Annotated in this window: 13 protein-coding genes; 10 read left to right on the top strand and 3 right to left on the bottom strand. The window is 60.6% G+C overall.

Going from position 1 to position 16,733, the window contains the following annotated elements; genetic code table 11:
* Positions 1–923: 923 nt before the first annotated feature.
* The 10 genes from DFS28_RS13725 (at position 924) to DFS28_RS13680 (ending at position 12,941) form a co-directional block, all read left to right on the top strand.
* Complete coding sequence (locus DFS28_RS13725) at positions 924–1,367, top strand: CopD family copper resistance protein (protein WP_111450254.1); 444 nt, start codon at positions 924–926, stop codon at positions 1,365–1,367.
* Between the two features lie 107 nt (positions 1,368–1,474).
* Positions 1,475–2,821: a coproporphyrinogen III oxidase gene (locus tag DFS28_RS13720; RefSeq protein ID WP_111450236.1), complete on the top strand. Its 1,347-nt coding sequence runs from the start codon at positions 1,475–1,477 to the stop codon at positions 2,819–2,821.
* Positions 2,822–2,842: 21 nt separating this feature from the next.
* Positions 2,843–4,231 (top strand): oxygen-independent coproporphyrinogen III oxidase, encoded by a 1,389-nt coding sequence (hemN, locus tag DFS28_RS13715; RefSeq protein WP_111450235.1) that lies wholly within the window; start codon positions 2,843–2,845, stop codon positions 4,229–4,231.
* Between the two features lie 99 nt (positions 4,232–4,330).
* The gene (gene nosR, locus DFS28_RS13710; RefSeq protein WP_178082210.1) at positions 4,331–6,511 is read left to right on the top strand and encodes a transcriptional regulator NosR; all 2,181 of its coding nucleotides are present in this window, start codon (positions 4,331–4,333) and stop codon (positions 6,509–6,511) included.
* Between the two features lie 53 nt (positions 6,512–6,564).
* Positions 6,565–8,487 (top strand): TAT-dependent nitrous-oxide reductase, encoded by a 1,923-nt coding sequence (gene nosZ / locus DFS28_RS13705; RefSeq protein WP_371922174.1) that lies wholly within the window; start codon positions 6,565–6,567, stop codon positions 8,485–8,487.
* Between the two features lie 27 nt (positions 8,488–8,514).
* Positions 8,515–9,804, top strand: coding sequence for a nitrous oxide reductase family maturation protein NosD (locus tag DFS28_RS13700; RefSeq protein WP_111450232.1), 1,290 nt, complete (start codon positions 8,515–8,517; stop codon positions 9,802–9,804).
* Positions 9,801–10,724, top strand: coding sequence for an ABC transporter ATP-binding protein (locus DFS28_RS13695; RefSeq protein WP_111450231.1), 924 nt, complete (start codon positions 9,801–9,803; stop codon positions 10,722–10,724). The genes DFS28_RS13700 and DFS28_RS13695 overlap by 4 nt, the downstream gene beginning before the upstream one ends.
* A complete protein-coding gene (locus DFS28_RS13690) occupies positions 10,721–11,551 on the top strand; it encodes an ABC transporter permease (protein WP_111450230.1) in 831 nt (276 codons plus the stop codon). Before DFS28_RS13695 ends, DFS28_RS13690 begins: the two co-directional genes overlap by 4 nt.
* 33 nt (positions 11,552–11,584) lie before the next feature.
* Positions 11,585–12,088, top strand: a complete 504-nt coding sequence (locus tag DFS28_RS13685) for a nitrous oxide reductase accessory protein NosL (protein ID WP_111450229.1) — start codon at positions 11,585–11,587, stop codon at positions 12,086–12,088.
* A gap of 109 nt (positions 12,089–12,197) precedes the next feature.
* Positions 12,198–12,941, top strand: coding sequence for an SDR family NAD(P)-dependent oxidoreductase (locus DFS28_RS13680; protein WP_111450228.1), 744 nt, complete (start codon positions 12,198–12,200; stop codon positions 12,939–12,941).
* 210 nt (positions 12,942–13,151) lie between these two features.
* On the opposite strand, the gene DFS28_RS13670 is transcribed toward DFS28_RS13680, so the two are convergent.
* The 3 genes from DFS28_RS13670 to nirJ form a co-directional block, all read right to left on the bottom strand.
* A complete protein-coding gene (locus DFS28_RS13670) occupies positions 13,152–14,645 on the bottom strand; it encodes a cytochrome D1 domain-containing protein (RefSeq protein ID WP_111450226.1) in 1,494 nt (497 codons plus the stop codon).
* Positions 14,642–15,481: a uroporphyrinogen-III C-methyltransferase gene (gene cobA, locus DFS28_RS13665; RefSeq protein WP_111450225.1), complete on the bottom strand. Its 840-nt coding sequence runs from the start codon at positions 15,479–15,481 to the stop codon at positions 14,642–14,644. Before cobA ends, DFS28_RS13670 begins: the two co-directional genes overlap by 4 nt.
* Before the next feature lie 70 nt (positions 15,482–15,551).
* A complete protein-coding gene (gene nirJ / locus DFS28_RS13660; RefSeq protein ID WP_111450224.1) occupies positions 15,552–16,730 on the bottom strand; it encodes a heme d1 biosynthesis radical SAM protein NirJ in 1,179 nt (392 codons plus the stop codon).
* Positions 16,731–16,733: the final 3 nt, after the last annotated feature.

Here is a 16,733-nt window from a genome sequence, read left to right as displayed (position 1 = left end):
TTGCTCAAACCGCGCTAGAACTTCTGCCCACATCGTTTTCGTCACCCTGACTGGAATTTTGGGAGAGTTTAAACGAAGACCTTGAAAGGGCTGGCCCTTACGGCGGGTCACTTGGAAGAGCGCCAAGTAACCAAACGCTTTTGCCCCTGACGTACGGTGCCTCGCTATGGCTCGGCATACCCTCGCTCCGGTCCTGCTCCGTGGGCCCGCCGCCATCGGCCATCCATGGCCGGGGGCGGCTACCGCGGCATCCTTGCCGCGGTGCCCACTGCGCAGAACCTGCGCTCGGCCTTCCGACGGGGCAGATCAAGATCAAAAGCAAAAGCCAAAGCCAAAGCAAAGCAAAGCAACGGCCCGGCGTTGTACCTGTGGGAGCGAGCCTGCTCGCGAAAAACGTCCGGACACCGCGTTCATTCAGACAGCACGCGTAATCGTTCACATCTTTCGCGAGCAGGCTCGCTCCCACAGGGGAAATGCGTACGCTTGAAGAGGCAGGCCGGCCGGTAGGCCGCCTCGCGGTGCTTTTGCGGTACTCGCCCCCTCGAGAGGCCGAGTGGAGGTTCTGCGCAGTGGGCAACCCGGCATGGATGCCGGGTTAGCCGCCCCCGGCCATGGATGGCCGATGGCGGCGGGCCCACGGAGCAGGACCGGAGCGAGGGCATGCCGAGCCACAGCGAGGCACCGAACGACAGGGGCAAGAGCCCTTGGTTACTTGGGGCTTTTCCAAGTGACCCGCCGTAAGGGCGGAACCCTAAGCCGCCGTGACCGCAGAAACGGATATGCCCACGAGGGTTTTGCCGCTTTCTTGATCAGTGTCAACCGCATAACCAGACAGCCTCTGTAGTCTCCAGAGACCGACAGCCAGTGCGCTCACCCCAATGTTCGCCGTAGCGCCGGTTGCCTTGACCCAAGGCGAAAACACCATGATCTATCCGCTGATTCTGACCTTGCATCTGTTTGCCGCGCTGATCTTCATCGGCACGGTGTTCTTCGAAGTCTTGTTCCTGGAAAGCATCCGCAAACAGCTACCCGCCAGGGTGATGCTGCTGGTGGAGCAGGGTATCGGCCGCCGGGCCCGCTCGCTGATGCCGTGGGTGCTGCTGGTGTTGTTCGGTGCCGGGCTGGGCATGGTCTGGTTGCGCTACTTGCCAGCCCTGGCCTCACCACTGTCCTCATCGTTCGGCACCTTACTGGCGTTGAAAATCGCAGTGGCCGTGAGTGTGCTGCTGCATTTCCTCGGCGCCATGTTTCTATTCAAAAGCGGCCGAATGAGCCCGCGATACCTGCACTTCATCCACGCCAGCCTGTTCTGCCACATGATCGTTATCGTGCTGCTGGCCAAGGGCATGTTTTACCTGACGTGGTAATCGGGCCTGACCTCGTGCAGACACTTTGCTTGCGCTTGACGCAAATCAAGGAGCATTGATGGTTAAACCCGGAGACTGACAGTCCGCAGCCAGTCTCGGAGACCGCCATGCTCGATTTATTTCACAACCCAGGCGAGTTGATCGCTCGGTGCGATCAAGGCGTGCTTGACCCTAACTGTCATGCCGACACGCAAAAATTTCATCACGGTATCGGCTCTCTGGACCTGCTTCGTGCATTGCGCGTCAGCCGCCAGAAGTGCCGTCCGCTGTCCCTGAACGTGCAACTGCCTTCCAGCCTCAAGCCGTCTTCCTGTTCCCCGCGCGATATCACCGGCGAGCACAACGGTATCGAGCAGTACCTTCAGCATCTGGAGCGGGAAATCGACCTCGTCGGTTGTCACCTCGGTGCAGAGCAACGGGTCGAGCAGTTTCATCTGGGCGGCGGAACACCCGCGCCTGCCCATCTGGAACGGCTGATGAGTCATCTGCGTGGCCGGTTCAACTTTCTTGAACACGAAGGCGGCGACTACAGTGCCGAGGTCGACCTTCACCACACCGACTGGGCGACCATGGGGTTGCTGCGCGACCAGGGTTTCAATCATGTGAGCATCGGCGTTCCGGATATCGACGCCGACTGTGACAGGTCGGTGGCCTGCTACCAGAACCCGGCGCCGATCCAGTCGCTGATGGATGCCGCGCGCACCTTTGGTTTTCGATCCATCAACGTCGACCTGGGTTTTGGTCATGCCTGGCAGACGCCAGACAGTTTTGCGCTGAAGCTGGCGAGCATTATTGAACTGGAGCCGGATCGGCTGATGGTGTTCGATTATGCCCGGCCACCACGGCGCTATCGGCCGGTGCTCGGTGACAAAATCAGAGCGCTGTGCAGCCAGGACGATAAAGGCGCGATGCGCCAGATCTGCTTCGATCAACTGCTTGGTGCGGGTTATCACTACATCGGTCTGGGGCAGTTTGTCCGGCCTGATGATGATCTGGCTGTTGCCCAGGAGCGCGGCCGGTTGCGCCGTACCTGTGAGGGTTTCTCCCGTCACGGCTATTGCGATCATATTGGATTCGGTTTGGGCGCCATCAGCCAGATCGACGAGTTGTACACGCAAAACACCGATGAGATTGAACGCTATCAGCAGCAACTGGACATGAAGCAATTGCCGACGTGTCGAGGCTGGCGCTTCGAGGCAGGGGATCAGATCCGGCAAATGGTCATGGAACGTCTGGCCTGTGATCAGGAACTGGATATCCGCGCTATCGAGCGGCGCTACGGGCTGGTTTTTTCCAAGTACTTCTCCTCTGTCTGGCCGTTGCTGGAGCAATTGAGTCGAGACGGGTTGATTGAATTGTCAGACCGTTTCATCAGCATCCTTCCCGCCGGTCGGCCGGAAGTGGATGCCATCTGCAACCTGTTTGAAAAGGATTTGGGCGGTGCGAAGCATTAACCCCATGCGAGTTGATCGATCATGAACACGACATTTGATTTCAATCGCGCCCTGGTCGAAAAGTACGACCGCCCGGGGCCGCGTTATACCTCTTACCCCACGGCGCCGCAGTTTCATCAGGCGTTTGCCGTTGATGACTATCAGCGTGCCGCCCGCGACAGCAATCAGGTGGCCGCGCCGAAACCGTTGTCGGTGTACATCCACATCCCGTTCTGCAAAAGCCTTTGTTACTACTGCGCCTGCAACAAAATCATTACCCAGAAAACCCATCGCGCCGTCGAGTACCTGACGTACCTCAAGCGTGAAATCGCAATGCAGGCGGCCTTGTTCGACAGCACCCGCAAACTCACCCAGTTGCACTTGGGGGGCGGCACGCCGACCTATTTGACCAGCGAGCAGCTGGCCGACCTGATGGACTGCCTGCACCAGGCGTTCAACATGGATGACAGCGATAACCATGAGTTCTCCATCGAGGTCGACCCACGGACCATCAGCACCGAGCAGATTCAGTCATTGCGCCAATTGGGCTTCAATCGCCTGAGCTTCGGCGTGCAGGATTTCGACCCCGACGTGCAGGCAGCGGTGAATCGCCAGCAAAGTGAAGAGCAGATTTATGCGCTGGTCGCGGCGGCGCGTGAGGCGCACTTCAAGTCGATCAGCGTCGACCTGATCTACGGCCTGCCACTGCAAACCGTGCAGAGTTTCGACGTCACCCTCAGCAAGATCATCGCGCTGCGTCCGGACCGGATTGCCGCCTACAGCTACGCGCACTTGCCGGAGATGGTTCGCGCGCAACGGCTGATTCGCCCCGCCGACATGCCGCCACCAGAGCGCAAGCTGGAACTGCTCGAGCTGACCATCCGCCGCCTGACCGAGGCCGGTTACGTCTATATTGGCATGGATCATTTCGCCTTGCCGGATGACGAACTGGCGCTGGCCCGGGCCAATGGCACCCTGCAGCGTAACTTTCAGGGCTATTCCACCCATGCCGACTGCGATTTGATCGGCCTTGGGGTGTCGTCGATCGGCAAGGTCGGCGACAGCTACAGCCAAAGCGTCAAGGAACTTTCGCAGTACTACGCCCGTATCGATCAAGGGCTGTTGCCGGTGCATCGCGGTTACCGCTTGAACGCCGACGACCTGCTGCGCCGCGAGGTGATCAGCGACCTGATGTGCCATGGCCGTATCGCGTTCGACCAGTATGAAGCGCGTCATGGCATTCGCTTCACCGAGTATTTTGCCGAGGCGCTGGCGCAGCTGGGCGAGCATGTGCGCGATGGATTGCTGCAGATTCACCGCGACGAATTGGTGCTGTTGCCACAAGGGCATTTGATGATGCGCAGTGCCGCGATGGCGTTCGACGCCTATCTGGGCGGTGAACAAAAAGGCCAGTTTTCTCGCACGGTCTGAGAATACGAGCCCTCTATGGACTCAAGTTGATCTCAATCAAGGGCAGGGGGCGCAACGCTCCCTAACATGACCGCAAGCCCCTTTAAAATCAGCGAGCACATGACAATCCATCAGCCTTCGATACTCGGCAACCTGCGCGCCTGGGGTGTCGGTCTGGTGGTCATGCTGACGCTGATGCTCGCCACCTTCGAGGGGGCGCAGGCCAAGCAGTACGGCGACATTGAGCAGCAGCGCATCGAAAAAACCTTCCCTCAGACCGATTCCGTTTCCGCCCCCGAAGGGCGGTTCAAGGTGCGCACGCTGTCCGCCGCCGGCAAAGTCATCGGTTATGTGTTCCAGAGCCTGGACGTGGTGGATATTCCGGCTTACTCGGGCAAACCGATCAACACCCAGGTGATCCTCGATACTGCCGGCGTGATTCAGGATGCCTATGTGCTGGAACACCACGAGCCAATTCTGCTGATTGGCATTCCTGAGGCAAAACTTCACGGCTTCAGCGCCAAGTACAAAGGCGTCAAGGTCAGCCAGCGGGTCGTCGTCGGCCATTCCAGTGATCCGAATGCGGTCACTGTCGATGCCATCGCCGGCGCAACGGTCACGGCCATGGTGGTCAACGAGATCATCATGCGCGCCGCTCATGATGTGGCTGTCTCACTCAAGCTGATTGAAGACACGGGGGGTGTGGCACGCAAGCCCGCCACCGTGCGGCTGGACTTGTTCGAGCCCGCCACCTGGGAGCAACTGACCGGCAACGGTGCCATCCGCCGCTTGAACCTGACCCGTGGTCAGGTCGATGCCGCCTTCAAGGGCACCGACGCCGAAGGCGTGGAAAACGCCGCCGCCGATCAGGTGGATGAGACCTTTATCGAGCTCTACACCGCCGACCTGAATCCGCCGACCATCGGCCGTGCGCTGCTGGGCGACAACCAATATCGCTTCCTCATGCAAGACCTCAAGCCTGGCGAGCAAGCCATCGCGGTGCTGGGTCGCGGTCTGTTTTCCTATAAAGGCTCGGGGTATGTGCGCGGCGGGATTTTCGATCGGGTGCAATTGCGCCAGTTCGGCAACGTCATCAGCTTCCGCGACATGGACCATCAGCGGCTCTCGGATGTGTTTGCCAAAGGCATGCCCGAGTTCACTGAGATGTCTATTTTCATTGTGCGCGAACCGGCGAAGTTCGATCCGGGATCGCCTTGGTCTCTGGAATTATTGGTACGTCGCCAGACCGGCCCGGTCAGTGGCACGTTCAGCAGCTTCGAACTGGCCTATCAATTACCCGAGCCCTACCTTGAGCGCCCACTGCCCAGCGCCGAAGAACTGGCGGCCCTCGAGGAAGCCAGTCGGCCAATGTGGTTGAACATCTGGTATCAGAAATCCTTTCAGATCACCGTGCTCGGCACCGCATTGCTACTGCTGACGGCCATCCTGTTCCTGCAAGACAAGTTCACCCGCCGCCCGCATTTTCTGCACTGGCTGCGCCGCGGTTATCTGGTCTTTACCGTGGTGTTTATCGGCTGGTATGCCCTGGGGCAGCTGTCGGTGGTCAACGTCCTGACCTTTACCCATGCGCTGTTCGACCATTTTCGCTGGGAGCTGTTTCTCACCGATCCGCTGATCTTCATGCTCTGGGTCTTCGCCGCCGCGAGCATTCTGCTGTGGGGCCGTGGCGTGTTCTGCGGCTGGCTGTGCCCGTTTGGCGCCTTGCAAGAGTTGATCAACGAGGCCGCGCGCAAGCTGAAGATCCCTCAATACGAATTGCCCTTCGCGGTGCATGAGCGCTTGTGGGCGATCAAATACATCATTTTGCTGCTGCTGTTCGGCATCTCCCTGGAGTCGATGTCCACCGCCGAACTGTTCGCCGAGGTGGAACCGTTCAAGACCGCCATCACCCTCAGGTTCGACCGCCAGTGGTGGTTCGTGCTCTACGCGGTGGCGCTGCTGGTCATCAACCTCTTCACGCGCAAAGTCTATTGCCGCTACATCTGCCCGCTGGGTGCTGCGCTGGCGATCCCGAGCAAATTTCGCCTGTTCGACTGGCTCAAACGCCGCAAGGAGTGCGGCACGCCTTGCCAGCTGTGCGCCAAGGAATGCGAGATCCAGGCGATTCATCCTGATGGCCGGATCAATGCCAACGAGTGCCACTACTGCCTCGATTGCCAGATGACGTACCAGAACGACAACAAATGCCCGCCGCTGATCAACAAGCGCAAGAAGCGTGGCAAAGCGGCGCCCGCTGCTGTGCAACTGATACCTGTCGTGGAAGTGACCGCTCTGGAATGAACCCCGCGAGCGCTTGTCCGCAGTGACCGTTTTTATCCCTTCAAGGAAAACACCTGATGAACGACACAGAGTCCAAAAAAACCACTGAAGTGCCGGAATCGACCGGCCTCAGTCGTCGCGGCTTCCTGGGCACCAGTGCGGTGACCGGCGCGGTACTGGCCGGTGCCACGGCCCTTGGTGGTGCAGTGTTCACCCGTGAGACCTGGGCGGCTGCGGCCAAGGACGCGCAGTCGAAAATCCACGTCGGGCCGGGCGAACTGGACCAGTACTACGGTTTCTGGAGCGGCGGCCATCAGGGCGAAGTGCGGATCATGGGCATTCCGTCGATGCGCGAGTTGTTGCGCATTCCGGTGTTCAACGTCGATTCCGCCACCGGCTGGGGCCTGACCAACGAAAGCAAACGGATCATGGGCGACAGCGCGCACTTCCAGAATGGCGACTGTCACCACCCGCATTTGTCGATGACCGACGGCAAGTACGACGGCAAATACCTGTTCATCAATGACAAGGCCAACAGCCGCGTTGCGCGTATCCGTCTGGACATCATGAAGTGCGACAAGATGCTCACCGTGCCCAATGTGCAGGCGGTTCACGGGTTGCGCCTGCAGAAAGTACCGCACACCAAGTACGTGTTCGCCAACGCCGAATTCGTCATTCCACACCCCAATGACGGCAGCACCTTCGACCTGCAAGACAAGAACAGCTACACCATGTTCAACGCCATCGATGCCGAGAAAATGGAGATGGCGTTCCAGGTCATCGTCGACGGCAACCTGGACAACACCGACGCCGACTACACCGGCAAATACGCGGCGTCGACCTGCTACAACTCGGAGAAGGCCTACGACCTGGGCGGCATGATGCGCAACGAGCGCGACTGGGTGGTGGTGTTCAACATCCCGCGCATCGAAGCGGCGATCAAGGCCGGCAAGTTCATCACCCTCGACGGCTCGAAAGTGCCGGTGGTCGACGGTCGTAAAACCGATGGCAAGGACAGCGCGTTCACCCGATACATCCCCACGCCGAAGAACCCCCACGGCCTCAATACCTCGCCCGATGGCAAATACTTCATTGCCAACGGCAAGCTTTCGCCGACCTGCACCATCATTGCCATCGCCAAGCTTGACGATCTGTTCGACGACAAATTCAAGGACCCGCGTGACGTGGTGGTCGGTGAGCCCGAGCTCGGTCTGGGCCCGCTGCACACCACTTACGACGGCCGCGGCAATGCCTACACCACGCTGTTTATCGACAGCCAGGTGGTGAAGTGGAACGTGGAAGAAGCCATTCGCGCCTACACCGGCGAAAAGGTCAACTACATCAAGCAGAAACTTGACGTGCAATACCAGCCGGGCCACAACCACGCCTCGCTGACCGAAACCAGTGAGGCCGACGGCCAGTGGCTGGTGGTGCTCAGCAAGTTTTCCAAAGACCGCTTCCTGCCGACCGGCCCGCTGCACCCGGAAAACGATCAGTTGATCGATATCTCCGGCGATGAAATGAAACTGGTGCACGACGGCCCGGCCTTCGCCGAACCCCACGACTGCGTCATGGCCCGCCGCGACCAGATCAAGACCAAGAAGATCTGGGACCGCAACGACCCGTTTTTTGCCGAAACCGTGGTCATCGCTGCGAAGGACGGGATCAAGCTGGAGACCGACAACAAGGTCATCCGCGACGGTAACAAAGTCCGTGTCTACATGACTTCGATGGCCCCGGCCTATGGCCTGCCAGAGTTCACCGTCAAACAGGGCAACGAGGTCACGGTGACCATCACCAACATCGACCAGATTGAAGACGTGACCCACGGCTTCGTGATGACCAACCATGGCGCCAGCATGGAAATCAGCCCGCAGCAGACCTCATCGATCACCTTCGTCGCCGACAAGCCGGGGTTGCACTGGTACTACTGCAGCTGGTTCTGCCATGCGCTGCACATGGAAATGGTCGGCCGCATGAAGGTCGAGAAGGCCTGACCGTTGCCCATCGACAGGAGCGAAGCAATGACTGAGAGCAAGGGCAACCCGGTGAAGGTCATTGCGCTTGCGCTCCTGCTCATGTCTGGCAGCGTGCTGGCGGTGCAACCCGTCACCACGCTGCCGTTGACGGTGGACGCCGATCAACGCTGGCACCTGCCGGCCGGGGAATACCGTGGCTCGTTCAGCGTCGATCAACCGATGCAGATTGTCTGCGAGCCGGGCGCGGTATTTCAGGGGGAGGGGCAGGGCAACGGTCTGATCATCAGTGCGCCGGATGTCGGCATCGAAGGCTGCACGTTTCTGGACTGGGGGCACGACCTCACCGCCATGAATGCGGCGGTGTTTATCCAGCCCAAGGCCCATGGCGCGGTGATTAAAGGCAATCGCCTGCAAGGCCAAGGGTTCGGTATCTGGGTCGACGGTACGCAGGAGGTGAGCCTGATCGACAACCGCATTCAGGGTGATCCGACGATGCGCTCTCAGGATCGCGGCAACGGCATTCATCTGTATGCCGTGCATGGCGCCAAGGTTATTGGCAATCAGGTGCGCGACACCCGCGATGGCATTTACATCGACACCTCCAACGGCAACCTGCTGCAAGGCAATACCCTGGAAGACCTGCGCTACGGCGTGCATTACATGTTCGCCAACGATAACCAGTTGATCGGCAACACCACCCGCCGCACCCGCACCGGCTACGCCTTGATGCAAAGCCGCAAGCTCATGGTGATCGGCAATCGCTCCGAACAGGATCAGAACTACGGGATCCTGATGAACTACATCACCTATTCAACCTTGCGTGACAACTTCGTCACTGACGTGCGCGACGGCTCGACCGGCGACAGCATGATCACTGGTGCCGAGGGCAAGGCGCTGTTCATCTACAACTCGCTGTTCAACAGCATCGAACACAACCACTTCGAGCACAGCGCCGTGGGTATTCATCTCACCGCCGGCTCGGAAGACAACCGCATCGCCGACAACGCTTTTGTCGGCAACCAGCGGCAGGTCAAGTACGTCGCCACTCGCTTGCAGGAATGGTCGGTGGATGGCCGGGGCAATTACTGGAGCGATTACCTGGGCTGGGACCGCAACAACGATGGCCTCGGCGATATCGCCTACGAACCCAACGACAACGTCGACCGTCTGCTGTGGCTGTACCCGCAGGTGCGGCTGTTGATGAACAGCCCCGGTATCGAGTTGCTGCGCTGGGTGCAACGGGCCTTTCCGGTGATGAAATCGCCGGGGGTGCTCGACAGTCATCCGCTGATGAAGTCATCCCCTCAAACCCTGACCCAGGAGCCCACCTCATGAACGTCATCGACATCGAAGGCGTCAGCCAGCGCTATGGGCATGCCACCGTGTTGCATCAGCTCAACCTCAGCCTCGCTGAAGGCGAAGTGCTGGGTTTGTTCGGGCATAACGGTGCGGGCAAGACCACCAGCATGAAACTGGTGCTTGGCCTGCTCCAGCCCAGCGAAGGGCAGGTCAGGGTGTTCGGCCGTTTGCCCAGCGATCCCCACGTGCGGCGCCTGCTTGGTTATCTGCCGGAAAACGTGACGTTTTACCCGCAACTGAGCGGTGTTGAGACCTTGCGCCATTTCGCGCGACTCAAAGGCGCCGCGTCCGCTCAGGTGGACGTGCTGCTGGAGGAAGTCGGCCTGGCCGGTGCGGCGTATCGACGGGTCAAGACCTACTCCAAAGGCATGCGCCAACGCTTGGGGCTGGCACAAGCGCTGCTCGGCGAACCGCGTTTGTTGCTGCTCGACGAACCTACGGTCGGCCTCGATCCCATCGCCACCCAAGACCTTTATCGCTTGCTCGATCGCCTGCGCAGCCAGGGCACCAGCATCATTCTGTGTTCCCACGTATTGCCGGGCGTCGAGGCGCATATCAACCGCGCCGCAATTCTGACCCAGGGCCGCCTGCTGGCCCTTGGCAGTCTCCACAGTTTGCGCGAGGAAGCCGGGTTGCCGACGCTGATCCGCGCCAACGGCTTGAAGCACGTCGGGCCCTTGCAGCAACGCTGGAACAACGCCGGGCACGTCACCGAACGCTGGGGCGTCGAAGGCCTTGAAGTGGCCGCGCTCAATGGCAACAAGCTTGGGCTGTTGCGCCAACTGCTTAATGAAGACGAACCGGCCGACGTGGAAATCCATCAGCCGTCCCTGGAAGATATTTACCGCTACTACATGAGCCGGGCCGGTGCGGCGCCGATCGGGGAGGCCGTATGAACGCTGTCTGGAACATGGCCCGCAAGGAATTCAGCGACGGTCTGCGCAATCGCTGGTTGTTGGCGATCAGTGTTTTATTCGCGGTGCTGGCCATCGGCATCGCCTGGCTGGGCGCCGCGGCCTCCGGGCAACTGGGTTTCACCTCGGTGCCGGCCACCATCGCCAGCCTCGCCAGTCTGGCGACGTTTTTGATGCCGTTGATTGCGTTGCTGCTGGCCTATGACGCCATCGTCGGCGAGGACGAGAGCGGCACGTTGCTGCTGTTGCTGACGTACCCGTTGGGTCGCGGGCAGATTCTGCTTGGCAAGTTTGTCGGCCACGGGTTGATCCTGGCGTTGGCGACATTGATCGGTTTCGGCTGCGCCATGCTCGCCATCGCGGTGCTGGTGGACGATGTCGAACTGAGCCTGTTGCTCTGGGCCTTTGGCCGGTTCATGGCGTCGTCGACATTGCTGGGCTGGGGGTTTCTGGGGTTGGCCTATGTGCTGAGCAGCGTATCGGCGGAGAAATCCACGGCGGCCGGGCTGGCGCTGGGTGTCTGGTTCTTCTTCGTGCTGGTGTTCGACCTGGCACTACTGGCGCTGTTGGTACTCAGCGAAGGCCAGTTCAATCCCAAAGTCCTGCCCTGGTTGCTGCTGCTCAATCCGGCCGACATCTATCGCCTGATCAATCTCTCCGGTTTTGAGCCTGGCGCCGGTACCACGGGTGTGCTGACGCTGGGCAGCGATTTGCCGATGCCGGGCTCGATGCTCTGGCTGTGCCTGTTGCTGTGGGTGGCGGTGCCATTGGGTTCGGCCTGGCTGTTGTTTCGTCGCCGGGCGACATGAATTTTTACTTTGGTTTTTTGGGAGTAGTTGACGATGAATGCGTTTTATCTGACGACGATGCGCGCGGTGGCGGGCCTGATGATGTGTCTGTTGCTGACGGCCTGCGACAACCCGGCGCAGGCCACCTACAGCAGCGCCGCCACAGCCTTTCATCCCAGTGATGAATGCCATGTCTGCGGGATGATCATCAACGGATTCCCCGGGCCCAAGGGCGAAGTGGTCGAGCGGGCCGGGGTCAAGAAGTTCTGCTCCACGGCGGAAATGATCGGTTGGTGGTTGCAGCCGGAAAATCATCATGGCGATGCAAAACTGTATGTCCACGACATGGGCCGCAGCCCGTGGAACGCGCCGGATGACGCTCACCTGATCGATGCCAAGGACGCGTTCTACGTGGTCGGCACCCAACTCAAGGGCGCCATGGGCGTGGTGCTGGCGTCGTTCTCCAGCCGCGAGGCCGCTGAGAAGCTTGCCGCTGAACAGGGCGGTCGCTTGCTGCGGTTCAGCGAGATCACTCCGGCGCTGTTGCAGCAGCACTGACGCCGTCGAAAAATCCTGATCGCCGTCAAGTCGTTTTTTCTTCTCCTGTTCAAAGATAGGGCTGGCAATGTCCCCAGTGCTTGGCATCCGCGATGCCCAGGAGTAAATGATGAAAACCGAGTTTCAGGATCGTTTGGCGGTGGTCACGGGTGCCAGCTCCGGGATTGGCCTGGCACTGTGCGCCGCGCTGTTACCGCGCGGGGTCAAGGTGCTGGCGATGTCTCGGACCCTCGGTGAGTTGCCGGCATTGCAGCAGATCTACGGGGAACGGTTGCAGTGGTTTGCCGGGGATGTCACGAGTCAGCAAGACCTGCGGGAATTGTCCGAGCGGGCTGCGGCGATGGGCCCCGTGGACTATCTGGTGCCTAACGCGGGTATTGCCGAGATGGCTGACAGTCTGGATATGGCGGCCTTCCAGCGTCAGTGGGCGGTTAATGGTGCCGGGGCGTTGAATACCCTGGCGGCGTTGCGGGGGGAGTTGGCGAACCCGGCTTCGGTGGTGTTTGTCGGGAGTTTTCTGACCGGTTCGAGTTTTCCGGGGTTGGCTGCGTGCATTGCCAGCAAGGCTGCGCTGGCGGCTCAGGCGAGGACGCTGGCAGTGGAGTTTGCGAGTTTTGATGTGCGCATTAATCTGGTTTCGCCCGGGCCGACTGCGACCTCGATGTGGGATCACTTGGGGTTGAGCGAGGGGGAGCTTGGCGATGTTGCCGACACGCTTGGTAAACGTCTGTTGCCGGGGCATTTTCTTGATGCGGCGGCGGTGGCTAATGTGATTGTCTTTCAGCTGTCGCAGGGTGCTCGGGGTGTTTATGGCCAGGACTGGAAGGTTGATAACGGTTACACCTTGGGTTGAAGTTCGTTCGGGGTACATATCCGTTGCTGCGGTAACGGTCGCACCTGGCAAAAATCCAAATGTGGGAGCGGGCTTGCTCGCGAAGGCGGACTGGCATCCACCATTGATGTCGATTGACACGGCCCCTTCGCGAGCAAGCCCGCTCCCACAGGGGGAGTGCGTACGGTTGAAGAGGCAGATCGGCCGGTAGGCCGCCTCGCCACCCAAGGCCTAATGCGAAGTCCCCTCGGCAAACTCAATCTTGTTCCCCACGTTGTACTTCCCCGAAGGCTTGTTCATCGGAATACGTTTGATCTCCTCAAGCGTGTTGCTGTCGTAAACGATCAGCGCCCCGTCGGTGGCCCAGATGCTCAGCAGCAAGTAGCGGCCATCCCGGGTGAACTCAACATGAGCGGCAGTTTTCCCGGGCATCGGGCGCAGCGTGTGGGCAATTTCCAGCGTCTGCTTGTCAATCAAGTGGATCGCATCGTTATCAGGCCCAAAGAACACATCGCTCCAGGCATACCGTGAATTAACGTGACTGCGCATGAAAAACCCCGGCCCCAGGGTCGGGATTTCCTTGATCAGTTTCCAGGTCTTGAAGTCGATGACCGAGATCAGTCCCTTGCTGATGTTCGGTGTGGCGAACACCCACTCACCGTTGCGTTTCCAATAAGTCCCCGAGCCCAAATGCGGCATCCCCGGCAGCGGGATGTCGGTGATCACCTTGCCGCTGTCGAGGTCGATCACCTGACCGCCCTGGGCCTTGCGCGACGTCGCCAGCAGCTGTTTGTAGTCCGGCGAAAAAGAGAAGTCGTCGAGAACATCCCCGGCCGGGATCCGTCGTGGTTTGAAATCGGGTGTGCCAGCCAAGGACAGTTCCCAGACTTCCTTCACGTCCTTGAGCGCCACGATGAAGCTGTCCCGCGGCGGGGCGGAGTAAACCGCGCTGACCCGTGAGGCGGTACCGTCCTGGCCGATCGTGGGAATGGTTTTGACCAACGATAGATCGCGGGCATCGAGCACCACCACATTGCCGGGCAAATAGTTACCCACCAACACCCAGCGTCCATCCTTGCTCACCGCCAGGTTGCGGGTATTGAGACCGGCGCGGACCTCGGCGATCAGCTTCAGGTTGTGCAAGTCATACAGGCTGATCCAGCCGTCACGGGAGGCGAAGTAGACGAAGCGTCCGTCCGGCGAAAACTTCGGCCCGCCGTGCACGGCGAAGTGCGAAGCAAACCGCGCCAGCACCTCAAAGCGGTCACCGTCGAGGATGTCGATGTGATGGTCGCCGGCTTCCACCACCACGAACAGGTTCAGCGGGTCGGCGCCATGCTGGGGCGTGGTGGGCAATTTGCTGAGGTCCGCGAGCATCGAGTGACTGCCGAGAATGTCGTCATTGCTCCAGGTGGGCGGAGTGGCGGGCGGTTGCTGAAGGTAGTCCACCAGCGCTCCGATCTGCGCGGGGCTGAACACGTTGGCATAGCCAGCCATCTGGCTCGCGGGGCGACCGCTCTGGATCACGCTGCGAATTTCATCGGGTTTGATCCGGCTGAGACTCTCCGGCAACAACGCCGGCCCAGCACCGCCGAGACGGTTAATGCCGTGACAGCTCTGGCAATGCTGCTGATAGTTTTCCGCGGCGTGTTCAAGTGTCGGAACCGCTGCGCCGGCCTGGGCCGCAGTGATCCATAACAGGTGGGCAAGGAGCATGCGCCTCATATCGCCACCTTGGCGTGGCGTTGCAGTGCTTGCGCCGGGTAAAGCCGCGCCGGGTATTCCAGTTGTTCTGCGGCGAACAGATCGACCACGGTGCCGATCACCGTCAGTGTCGGAATGCCCGGTGGACAATCCAGCGCCAGGGTTGGCAATTGGTGCAACTTGCCACGGGCGACGTGCTGGTCGGGCCGCGTGCCGTTGCTGATCAGCGCCGCCGGCGTATCGGCCGGCAGCCCGGCTTCGATCAAGCGCTGGGCGATGATCCCCAGGTTCGACAAGCCCATGTAGAACACCAAGGTCTGGCTACTGTCGGCGAGGCTGCTCCAGGGCAGCGACAACTCGCCATCGCGTTGCAAATGGCCGGTGATGAACCGGCAGGAATTGACCAGGTCGCGGTGGGTCAACGGTATGCCTGCATAAGCGCTGCAGCCGGAAGCAGCGGTAATGCCTGGCACCACCTGGCAATCGATGCCGCGTTTGAGCAGGTGCTCCAGCTCTTCGGCGCCGCGACCAAAGATGAACGGGTCGCCGCCCTTGAGCCGGACCACGCGCTGCCCTTGATCGGCAAGATCGGCCAGCAGTTCGTTGATCTGTTCCTGGGGCAGGCTGTGGCAGCCGCTGGCCTTGCCGACGTAATGGCGGGCGCAGGTCAGGGGAATCAAGGTCAGCAGTTCGGGGCTGATCAGCCGGTCGTACACCACGGCGTCGGCCTGCATCAACAGGCTCCAGGCGCGCAGGGTCAGCAGACGGGGATCGCCGGGACCTGCGCCGACCAGGGCTACTTCGCCCGGTCGGAACGGGGACTCAAGTGTGGCCGGTATAGCAATCGATGGAGGCATGGGACGTCCTTGGTGCTTCATCAGGTTGGCCGGCCCCAGTCTGTGTCAGGTGGTTGGCCGGACGGGCTATTCAGTGGGTGATGCAAGGGATGGTCGTCACCGGCGGCACGCCGATTTCGTCATCGCTGAGGTGGCAGCCGGGGTCCTGGCCCCACAAATCACCCTCGGCCCAGGCGCGCGTGCGGGTGTTGCCGTTGCAGATGGGCAACCAGCGGCATTGCGCGCAACGGCCACCGACGGCGCGGGGATGTTCGCGCAGGCGCAGCAGCAGGGCATCCGGCTGATCCAGCCACAACGTGCGGAACGGCGTGCGCCGGACATTGCCCACCGAGTGCTGCCACCAGTAGGTGTCCGGGTGCACTTCGCCGGTGTTGTCGATGTTAGCGATGCCGCTGCCGGAGGCGTTGCCACCCCAGGCACGGAGCATGTTTTCCAGGCGTGGGTAATGCTCGGGAAGACGAAGGGCTGCCCATTGCAGCAGCAGAATGGCGTCGGCATCGTTGTTGCCGCTGACAAAATCGCTGTCGCGACCCTGTTGGATGTCTTCCCAGGCGCGCTCAAAGATCAGCGTCATGGCCTCACGGCTCATCTGCTGGTGTGCGTCGAGTTTGCGACTGCGTTTGCCGCGACCGCTGTAGTTGAGGTGCGACAGGTAAAACTTCTGCACGTCGTACTCGCGCATCAGCGCCAGCAGTTGGGGCAACTGCGGATGGTTTTCCTGGGTCAGGGTGGTGCGCAGCCCGACGCGAATGCCCTGTTCGCGACAGAGTCGGATCGCCTGCATGGAACGGGCGAAGCTGCCCTTGAGTTGGCGGAAGGCGTCATGGGTGGCTTCCAGGCCATCGATGCTGATCCCGACGTAGTCGAAATTCGCCGCGCTGATCTGCGCGATATTGTGCTCATCGATCAGCGTGCCGTTGGTGGACAACGCCACAAAGAACCCCTTGGTCCGGGCGTAGGCGCTGAGCACAAACAGATCCTCGCGCAACAGCGGTTCGCCACCGGAAAGAATCAACACTTTGACGCCGGCATCGTGCAAATCGTCGATCACAGTCAGCGCGGCGGCCGTATCCAGTTCGTCGCGAAAGACGCTGTCGGCCGAGGTGGCGTAGCAATGTTTGCAGGTCAGGTTGCAGCGCCTGAGCAAGTTCCAGATCACCACCGGCGCCCGATTGCTACCCGGTGGACTGGTTCTGGGCGCAGGCGCCTGGCCGGCCAGCGCACGCAGGTATTGGCTGATCCTCAACATGCC

Source organism: Pseudomonas sp. 478 (assembly GCF_003254125.1).
Taxonomy (GTDB): domain Bacteria; phylum Pseudomonadota; class Gammaproteobacteria; order Pseudomonadales; family Pseudomonadaceae; genus Aquipseudomonas.
Note: the sequence above shows the minus strand (reverse complement) of the source record. Positions and strands in the feature narration are given on the sequence as shown.

What these genes read in the sequence shown, in the direction of transcription:
- DFS28_RS13725 (WP_111450254.1), top strand. Translation starts at nt 924, where the DNA reads ATGATCTATCCGCTGATTCTGACCTTGCATCTGTTTGCCGCGCTGATC.
- DFS28_RS13720 (WP_111450236.1), top strand. Translation starts at nt 1,475, where the DNA reads ATGCTCGATTTATTTCACAACCCAGGCGAGTTGATCGCTCGGTGCGAT.
- hemN (WP_111450235.1), top strand. Translation starts at nt 2,843, where the DNA reads ATGAACACGACATTTGATTTCAATCGCGCCCTGGTCGAAAAGTACGAC.
- nosR (WP_178082210.1), top strand. Translation starts at nt 4,331, where the DNA reads ATGACAATCCATCAGCCTTCGATACTCGGCAACCTGCGCGCCTGGGGT.
- DFS28_RS13700 (WP_111450232.1), top strand. Translation starts at nt 8,515, where the DNA reads ATGACTGAGAGCAAGGGCAACCCGGTGAAGGTCATTGCGCTTGCGCTC.
- DFS28_RS13695 (WP_111450231.1), top strand. Translation starts at nt 9,801, where the DNA reads ATGAACGTCATCGACATCGAAGGCGTCAGCCAGCGCTATGGGCATGCC.
- DFS28_RS13690 (WP_111450230.1), top strand. Translation starts at nt 10,721, where the DNA reads ATGAACGCTGTCTGGAACATGGCCCGCAAGGAATTCAGCGACGGTCTG.
- DFS28_RS13685 (WP_111450229.1), top strand. Translation starts at nt 11,585, where the DNA reads ATGAATGCGTTTTATCTGACGACGATGCGCGCGGTGGCGGGCCTGATG.
- DFS28_RS13680 (WP_111450228.1), top strand. Translation starts at nt 12,198, where the DNA reads ATGAAAACCGAGTTTCAGGATCGTTTGGCGGTGGTCACGGGTGCCAGC.
- DFS28_RS13670 (WP_111450226.1), bottom strand. Translation starts at nt 14,645, where the DNA reads ATGAGGCGCATGCTCCTTGCCCACCTGTTATGGATCACTGCGGCCCAG.
- cobA (WP_111450225.1), bottom strand. Translation starts at nt 15,481, where the DNA reads ATGCCTCCATCGATTGCTATACCGGCCACACTTGAGTCCCCGTTCCGA.
- nirJ (WP_111450224.1), bottom strand. Translation starts at nt 16,730, where the DNA reads ATGTTGAGGATCAGCCAATACCTGCGTGCGCTGGCCGGCCAGGCGCCT.